Source organism: Martinezella dioscoreae (genome assembly GCF_009176305.1).
Lineage (GTDB): Bacteria > Pseudomonadota > Alphaproteobacteria > Rhizobiales > Rhizobiaceae > Rhizobium > Rhizobium dioscoreae.
Map to the genome: position 1 here is coordinate 1 of NZ_BLAJ01000042.1, position 1054 is coordinate 1054.

Consider the following 1054-nt stretch of genomic DNA (forward strand, 5'->3'; position numbering starts at 1 on the left):
CCGTGGGAGAGCGAGAGTCTGCATCCGCCGTTCCATTGAACCCGAACAGTCGCCAGGGCCGCTTGCGCAAGCAAAGCCCGGTTAGGCAAGGAAGGGATCAGATGGACAAGATTGTTGGCATCGATGTTTCGAAGGACCGGCTTGACGTGGCGGTCATGCCGCAGACAGAGGCCTTTGCTGTCGGCAATGACCATGCCGGCATCGATGAACTGATCGGCCGGCTGAAGACCATCGGTGCCGATGCGATCGCGCTGGAAGCAACCGGCGGCTACGAGACGCTGGCGGTGGCCGGGTTGTCATCGGCGGGATTGACGGTCCTCGTCGTCAATCCGGCGCAAGTGCGCGCCTATGCCAATGCCATCGGCCGCAGGGCCAAGACCGATCCGATCGATGCAGCTGTCATCGCCGCCTTCGTCCTTGCGACGAAGCCGGAGATCCGGCCGTTGCGTGATGCCGAGACACAGGCTTTGTCCGAACTCGTGGCGCGCAGGCGGCAGATCGTGCAGATGATTGTCGCGGAGGAGAACCGGTTGCGTCAGGCGCTGGCCAAGCAGGCGCAGAAAAGCAACAAGCGCTTGCTTGCAGCCTTGCGTCGCGAGCTCGAAAGCCTCGATGCCGATCTCGACGGCCATATCCGCAAGTCGCCGATATGGCGCGTGCGCGAGACGCTGCTCGTCTCCGTACCGGGCGTCGGGCCGACAACGGCCCGCACGCTCCTGGCCGAGCTGCCTGAACTGGGCAGTCTCGACCGGCGCCAAATTGCCTCGCTGGCAGGTCTTGCGCCGTGGACGCGGCAATCGGGCAAGTGGAAGGGCAAGAGCTTCATTGGCGGCGGCAGGGGCAAGGTGCGCGCCGTGCTGTTCATGGCCGCCCTTGTCGCCAGCCGCCACAACCCAAGCCTCAAGGCCTTCCGCGACCGGCTCGTCGCATCAGGCAAGCCGAAGATCGTTGCTATCGTCGCAACCATGCGAAAACTCCTCACCATCCTCAACGCCATCATTCGAGACGCAAGACCATGGCAAAACGCTTGACAGCAAAGACAGTCGCTCTCCCC

General features: G+C 63.4%; 1 protein-coding gene. It reads left to right on the plus strand.

Features of this window, described 5'->3' with window-relative positions:
* Nucleotides 1-101: 101 nt before the first annotated feature.
* Nucleotides 102-1031, plus strand: coding sequence for an IS110 family RNA-guided transposase (locus GDN47_RS31820; RefSeq protein WP_152095064.1), 930 nt, complete (start codon nt 102-104; stop codon nt 1029-1031).
* The last annotated feature ends 23 nt before the right edge of the window (nt 1032-1054 follow it).

What these genes read in the sequence shown, in the direction of transcription:
- GDN47_RS31820 (WP_152095064.1), top strand. Translation starts at nt 102, where the DNA reads ATGGACAAGATTGTTGGCATCGATGTTTCGAAGGACCGGCTTGACGTG.